This is a genomic window from Streptomyces aureus (genome assembly GCF_001418135.1).
In the GTDB taxonomy this organism is placed as follows: domain Bacteria; phylum Actinomycetota; class Actinomycetes; order Streptomycetales; family Streptomycetaceae; genus Streptomyces; species Streptomyces aureus_A.
Genome location: NZ_LIPQ01000566.1, coordinates 1 through 6,511, shown reverse-complemented (window position 1 = coordinate 6,511; position 6,511 = coordinate 1). Strand labels below are relative to the sequence as shown.

General features: G+C 74.4%; 7 protein-coding genes and 1 pseudogene. 4 read left to right on the top strand and 4 right to left on the bottom strand.

Annotated features, from left to right (window positions below; all coding sequences use genetic code 11):
• Positions 1-873 (top strand): protoporphyrinogen oxidase (gene hemG / locus AOK00_RS34030; RefSeq protein WP_107097515.1); only part of this gene is annotated, 873 nt, incomplete at its 5' end.
• A gap of 17 nt (positions 874-890) precedes the next feature.
• On the top strand, positions 891-1,604 hold the full coding sequence (gene hemQ / locus AOK00_RS34025; RefSeq protein ID WP_055603995.1) for a hydrogen peroxide-dependent heme synthase: 714 nt from the start codon (positions 891-893) through the stop codon (positions 1,602-1,604).
• 178 nt (positions 1,605-1,782) lie between these two features.
• On the opposite strand, the gene AOK00_RS34020 is transcribed toward hemQ, so the two are convergent.
• The 4 genes from AOK00_RS34020 to AOK00_RS34005 all read right to left on the bottom strand — a co-directional run bounded on the left by AOK00_RS34020 (position 1,783) and on the right by AOK00_RS34005 (position 5,956).
• Positions 1,783-2,526 carry a TIGR04222 domain-containing membrane protein gene (locus AOK00_RS34020; protein WP_055603997.1) on the bottom strand — a complete coding sequence of 248 codons (744 nt, stop codon included), beginning with the start codon at positions 2,524-2,526 and terminating at the stop codon, positions 1,783-1,785.
• Positions 2,527-2,574: 48 nt separating this feature from the next.
• The gene (locus AOK00_RS34015) at positions 2,575-3,615 is read right to left on the bottom strand and encodes a TIGR04222 domain-containing membrane protein (RefSeq protein WP_079042338.1); all 1,041 of its coding nucleotides are present in this window, start codon (positions 3,613-3,615) and stop codon (positions 2,575-2,577) included.
• A gap of 1 nt (position 3,616) precedes the next feature.
• Positions 3,617-5,044, bottom strand: coding sequence for a DUF692 domain-containing protein (locus AOK00_RS34010; RefSeq protein WP_055603994.1), 1,428 nt, complete (start codon positions 5,042-5,044; stop codon positions 3,617-3,619).
• A 204-nt stretch (positions 5,045-5,248) separates the two neighbouring features.
• Positions 5,249-5,956, bottom strand: coding sequence for a peptidyl-tRNA hydrolase (locus AOK00_RS34005; RefSeq protein ID WP_055603993.1), 708 nt, complete (start codon positions 5,954-5,956; stop codon positions 5,249-5,251).
• Positions 5,957-6,027: 71 nt separating this feature from the next.
• Here AOK00_RS34005 and AOK00_RS39310 point away from each other — a divergent pair.
• Positions 6,028-6,171: pseudogene (locus AOK00_RS39310) on the top strand (AIM24 family protein); the annotation flags it as partial.
• Between the two features lie 5 nt (positions 6,172-6,176).
• The coding region (locus tag AOK00_RS34000) for an ATP-binding cassette domain-containing protein (RefSeq protein WP_159041914.1) at positions 6,177-6,511 on the top strand (335 nt) is incomplete at its 3' end.

Below are 6,511 nucleotides of genomic sequence, written 5' to 3'. Positions count from 1 at the left end.
CGCGCCGTCCAGCGGGCCGGGGCGGCCGTCCCCGCCGACCTGGCGGGCGCCGCCACCGGCCTCGGCGGCTCCGTCTTCCTCGGCGTCGACGGCGGTGTCGGCACCCTGCCCGGCGCCGTCGCCGAAGCGATCCGCGCCATGGGCGGCGAGATCCTCACCGACGCCCCCGTGACCGGGCTCCGCCGCACCGGGGCCACCGGCTGGCAGGTCGTCAGCGGCGACCGTGTCCTCACCGCCGACGCCGTCGTCCTCGCCACCCCCGCCGGACCCGCCGCCGCGCTCCTCGCCCCGCACGCGCCCGCCGCCTCCGCCGAGCTCGACGCCGTCGCGTACGCCTCCATGGCCCTGGTCACGCTGGCCTTCCGCCGCGCCGACATGCCCGCCCCGGCCGGTCCGGGTCTCCCCGCCCTGCCGGGCTCGGGGTTCCTCGTGCCGCCCGTCGACGGCCACACGATCAAGGCCTCCACCTTCTCCTCGCAGAAGTGGCGGTGGGTCGCGGACGGCGCCCCCGACCTGTTCGTGCTGCGGACCTCCGTCGGCCGCCACGGCGAGGAGGACCAGGTCCACCGCGAGGACGCCGACCTCGTCGCCGCCTCCCTCAAGGACCTCGCCGCCGCCACCGGACTCGCCGCCCGGCCCGTCGCCACCACGGTCACCCGCTGGACCGGCGGCCTGCCGCAGTACCCGGTCGGCCACCTCGCCCGGGTCGCCAGGGTCCGCGAGGCCGTCGCCGCCCTCCCGGGAGTGCGCGTCGCGGGCGCCGCGTACGACGGCGTCGGCATCCCCGCCTGCATCGCCTCGGCCCACCGGGCGGCCGACGAGATCATCGCCACGTCGAAAAGGACCGACCCCGGTGCGGGGCACTCCCTGTGACGGGCGAGAATAGGCGCATGAGTGCGCCCGAAAAGATCCCGAACGCCGGTAAGAAGGCGAAGGACCTCAACGAGGTCATCCGCTACACCCTGTGGTCCGTGTTCAAGCTGCGCGATGTCCTGCCCGACGACCGGAGCGGCTACGCCGACGAGGTCCAGGAGCTGTTCGACCAGCTCGCGGCCAAGGACATCACCGTCCGCGGCACGTACGACCTGTCCGGTCTGCGCGCCGACGCCGACGTCATGATCTGGTGGCACGCCGAGACGAGCGACGAGCTCCAGGAGGCGTACAACCTCTTCCGCCGCACCCGCCTGGGCCGCGCCCTCGTGCCGGTCTGGTCGAACATGGCGCTGCACCGCCCCGCCGAGTTCAACAAGTCGCACATCCCGGCCTTCCTGGCCGACGAGAACCCCCGCGACTACGTCTCGGTCTACCCGTTCGTGCGCTCCTACGACTGGTACCTGCTGCCGGACGAGGACCGCCGCCGGATGCTCGCCGACCACGGCAAGATGGCCCGCGGCTACCCGGACGTGCGCGCCAACACGGTCGCCTCTTTCTCCCTCGGCGACTACGAGTGGCTCCTCGCCTTCGAGGCCGACGAGCTGCACCGCATCGTGGACCTCATGCGTCACCTGCGCGCCTCCGAGGCGCGGATGCACGTCCGCGAGGAGGTCCCGTTCTACACCGGTCGCCGCAAGAGCGTCGCCGACCTGGTGGCGGGCCTGGCCTGACGGCCGTACGAAGACCTGGTGGTGGCCCGGCTCCCGGCCGGGCGCGCCACCCCTCGACCCGGAAGATCAGACGGCAGGCGTGACCATTGCCTGCCGCTCCAGCGACACCGGGTCCGGCTCCGGGTGCGGCGCGCGTGACGCGCGCCGCACCGGCGTCATTTCCGGGGTCCTCTCCCGCTCAGTCCCGGCCGCGCAGAGCCGCCCGGAGCTCCGGCTCCAGGACCGAAGGTCCGCGCGTGGCGAGCGCCGTCAGGGGATCGGTGGCCGAGAGCGCGGCGAGCAGCCGCTGCCCGGCCGGCGAGGCCCAGCGGGTGTACGGGTACACCTCGATCCGCCCGATCAGCAGACAGAGCCCCGAAGCGAGCAGCGGCAGCGCGAACCCGGCCAGGACCGGGGCCCGCTCGGCGGCCGGCACGAGCAGCGCGGACACCGTTCCGAGAACCAGGCTCAGCAGGAAACCCGCCCGCACCACCCGCAGCCCGGCGGCGACCTCCCGCCGGCCCGTCGCGGACACGGCGAGCCCCCGCTCGACGAGCCGCTCCGCGAGCAGGTGTACGGCGTCGCCGGCGGCGACCAGCAGACGTACGGCGGGAACCGGCGCCTGGCCCTGAGAGCCCAGGGCGCCGATCACGGCCCGCTCCAGCTCGTCCCCCGCACCCGCGTCGGCGTCCACGACCGTCGCCCAGCCGGTGCGGGCGAGCAGCAGCCGCCGTTCCCGGTGCATGGACACGAGGGTGAGATCGGTGACCCGCAGTGGCCCGCCGGCGAGGTAGGCCGCTTCGCCGACGGTGAGTCCGGGCGCGCCCGCGGCGGGCGCGGCACCGTGAACGGGCCGGGCCGCCGCGACCGTCGCCCGGCAGAGTCGCGCACAGCCGACACCGGCCACCACACACGCCACGAGCAGCAACGGAACCCAGACCATGACCGAGTTGTACGGGAGGCGGGGCGGGCGCGCCACCCGAACGGGTGGTCAGCTGCTGGAGCTGGAACACGAACTCCCGCTGGAACTGGAGCTGGAGCACGAACTGGAGCTTGAGCTGGAGCACGAGCTTCCGCCCCCGCCGCAACTGGAACCGCCCCCGGAACAGGACCCGGACGAGCACGACGACCCGGAGCCGCCGCCCGAGCAGGAGCCGCCGCCCCCGCCGCCGCACGCACTGGTCCCCGCGCACCACACGACGGCCGCTCCGAAGTCGCCGTCCGCGTCCGCGGTGGCGTGGGGGTACGGGGAGGGGCGCCTGCCGCCGCCCCCGCGCCGCCGGGGCGGCCCGTAGATCCGGGCGGCGGCCACCAGCTGCTCCCGCAGCACCGGATCCGGGAGGGCCCGGAGGCCGTGCAGAGCCACCAGCAGGGCGGCGTCCGCGAGATGGGCGTGATGCCGCCCGTACGCGAAGACCGCGCGCCGGCCGGCCGGGGTGACCTGCCGGGCGGCGATCGACCCACAGACGAGCGCCGTGAAACCGGCGGCGATTACCACCGGCACCACCTTGAAGAGGAACGGGAACGAGGGCGCGGCGGAGGAGGCGAAGTCCATGGCCGTGAGGAGGGCCGACACCGGGAACAGCCCGAGGGCCGTGAGGCCGACCACGGCACACCACCGGAGCGTGGCGCGCCGGGTCGCCGGATCGACGACGAGCCCGCGCGCCGCCAGCCCGTCGCCGATCTCCTGGACCGCCGGGTGCCGCATGACGGCCATCCGCAGATGGTGCAGGGCCCCGTGCGGGGCGGCGGCGTGCGCCTGGAGCACGGCACGCTCCACCGGGTCGTACGCGACGGGGCGGACGACGGCCACGACACCGGGCCCGCCGATCGCCAGCCTGCCGTCCGCCTGGAGGGCGGCCAGGGCGGTGTCGACGACCCTGGCGGGGCCGCCGTTGAGGAAGGCGGCCTCGTACCGGTCGTGGACCGGTCCGCCGGGTCCCCCGCGGGTCCGGACGACCCGGGTGACGAGCACCGTGATGCCGGTGATGCCGGCGAGGTAGTAGAGCGCGACCAGGACGTTCACGAGCACCTCACTTCCGTACCAGTGCGTGCCGGGCAGCCCGTACGAGCCGGGTGGCGCGGCCCGGCGGGCGGCTGCCGGAACGGTCCTGCCACCACTCCGTGAGCCGCCGTCGGGCAGCCGGATCCTCCGGCCTCCCGGCGACCAGGAGATGCTCGGCGAAGTCGAGCGCGTCGCGGCGGTAGCCGCCGGTCATGGGCCGGGATCTGGCGTACGCGAGGAACGCCGGCCGATAGCCCTTGCCCAGGATCTCGGGGAGCTCCGGCGCGACCTTGGCGACGACCCCGGCCCGCTTGGCCGCGAGCGCCCGGCCCTGCACGCCGAGCCGCCGGCTGTCGAACCCCTCGGGCACGGGAGTCCCGGCGACGAGCGCGGACAGCAGAGCGGCCTGAGCGACGGCGACGCGCTGTCGGGCACCGGGCGTGGGCGTCGGCGTGGGCGCGGGGGCCACGGGTACCACCGGGGTGACGCCGGGCATCGGCCCACCGGAAACCCGGGCCCCGGCGCCGATGAGCAGCGCCCCTCGGGGCGCGGGCTTCGACGAACGGGCACCGTGCTGGTGGGCCGCCACCGCCCCTGGGGGGCCCGGACGGAATCCGGCGGAGGAACGTGTGTCCACAGCGGTGATCGTCCTGCGGATCGCCCGCAGTTCGTCCGCGAGTTCCTCCGCCGGAGGAAAGTCGTCGTCCCGTTCGAGCAGGACGCCCGGCGGCGCCACCCGGGACGCGAGGTCCGCCAGTACGTCGAGAACCGCCTCCGGCACCGGGTGCGCGTGGGTGTCGTGCCAGACCCCGTCCCGCTCGACACCCCCCGCCACGTGCACGTACGCGATCGCCTCCACCGGCAGCTCCGACAGGGCCCGCGCCGGGTCCTCGCCCCGGTTGACGTGGTTGGTGTGCAGATTGGCGACGTCGACGAGGAGCCGTACCCCCGTACGCTCCACGAGCTCCGCCAGGAAGCGTCCCTCCGACATCTCCTCGCCCGGCCACGAGACGAGCGCCGCGATGTTCTCCAGGGCGAGCGGTACGGGCAGCGCGTCCTGCGCGATCCGTACGTTCTCGCAGAGCACGTCGAGCGCGTCCCAGGTCCTGGGTACGGGAAGCAGATGACCCGCTTCGAGCTGCGGCGTCGCCGTGAGCGGTCCCCCGGCCCGGACGAACGCGATGTGTTCCGTGACCAGCGGCGCCCCGAGCGCCACCGCCTTCTCGCCGAGCGCGGCGAGCCGCGCCGGGTCGGGGCGGTCCGCGCCCCCGAGCCCCAGCGAGACGCCGTGCGGCACGACGGTGACGCCGCGCTCGCGCAGCCGTGTCAGGGAGTCGGGCAGATGGTCGGCGCAGATGTTCTCCGCGACGACCTCCACCCAGTCGATGCCGGACAGCCCCTCCACCGCGTCAGCGATCTCGGGACGCCAGCCGATGCCGATGCCGAGTTCCGTCATGTCCCCCTCCTTCGGTCCTCAGTCACCCACGTGATGGCCCCGGCGGGAGCGTTCGAATCCCAGGAGGGTCACGTTCAGAGGTTGATTTGAGGTTCCGTTCGGTCACGCCGGACGGAAGGGGGTCCGACGGTGACGGCAGGGGGTGTCTTGCCGATCATGCCGGGCTCGCGGCTCCCTGATCCGCCCTGATCGACAAGACGCCCCCTAGGGCCGCGGCAGCCGCAGGGCCGGGGCGAAACGGTCGCTTCCCTCGGCCACCACGGTGGGGCCGGGGGCGATCTCCGTGAAGCCCGCGTCCCGGACCAGCGGGAGGCCGCTCGCCGTCAGGGCGGGCCACTCCTCGGCACGTGCGGTGCGGACCGCGAGGGGGAAGCCCGCCTCGTGCCAGGCCTTCCGGTCGGCGTCCCCCATCGCCCACCACAGCAGCTGTGCCCCGTGCCCGGCCTGGGCCATCGTCTTGCCCGCCGACATGTCGAGCTCCGGATTGATCCACAGCACCACCGCGCCGTCCGGTACGGGGCCGGGCGCCGCCGGGTCGTCGAGGTCGGTGCCCGAGACCTGGAGCTTGGCCAGCTCCTTGGGCCAGCCGTCGAGCGGGACCGGAGGGAAGACCCGTACCTCCGCCTCCAGGCCGTCGACCGTGATCCCCGGAAGCGCGCCCGCGCGCCGCCACTCCGCGCCACGCGCCCGGCGCACCACCTTGCGGATCCTGGCGTCCTGCCAGTCGGTCATGGCCCGCGCCCACTCGCCCTCGCCGAGCGAGCGGTCGTCGGTGAGGATCTCCAGGACGGCGCGCGCGGCGGTCTCCAGGGCATCGGTGCGGGACGGCGGCGCGTCCCGTTCGATCCGTACGACCAACGGCAGGACGAACTGGGGCTTCTCATCGCGAAGATCGGTCTCGTTGCTGCTCACCGGGCAAGTCTGCCACTGCCCGCATGAGCGATTCTTGTGGCAATGGGCAGTTCCGGGCCAGGATGCCCCTCATGAAGAGTGATCTTTTCACCGGCGAACACCTCGCCGGGACCGCGGATTCTCCGGGGATGACCCTCCAGAACGCCACATCCGTCACATACACCGTCGACGACGAGACGCACGCACGCCGGGGATCGACGACCGCCTTCCGCGGCACGAATTGAGGCTGGAGCGGGTCGGCCGCCGGCACGGCCTCCGGGGGGCGTGGATCCTCCGCGAGGTGGACCTCGACCTGCCCGCCGGGACCCTCGTCCGGGTCGTCGGCACGAACGGCACCGGGAAGTCGACCCTGCTCCGGCTCGTCGCCGGCGTCGACGCGCCCACCGCGGGCCGCGTCACCGGCCGCCCGCCCCGCACCGCGTACGTCCCCGAGCGCTTCCCGGTCGCGCTGCCCTTCACGGCCATCGACTATCTGGTCCACCTGGGACGGATCCAGGGTCTCGGCACGGCGGCGGCGCGGGCCCGGGCGGGGGAGTGGCTCGAACGCTTCGGGGC

Coding starts and splice junctions, on each gene's coding strand:
- hemQ (WP_055603995.1), top strand. CDS start 891: ATGAGTGCGCCCGAAAAGATCCCGAACGCCGGTAAGAAGGCGAAGGAC.
- AOK00_RS34020 (WP_055603997.1), bottom strand. CDS start 2,526: ATGGTCTGGGTTCCGTTGCTGCTCGTGGCGTGTGTGGTGGCCGGTGTC.
- AOK00_RS34010 (WP_055603994.1), bottom strand. CDS start 5,044: ATGACGGAACTCGGCATCGGCATCGGCTGGCGTCCCGAGATCGCTGAC.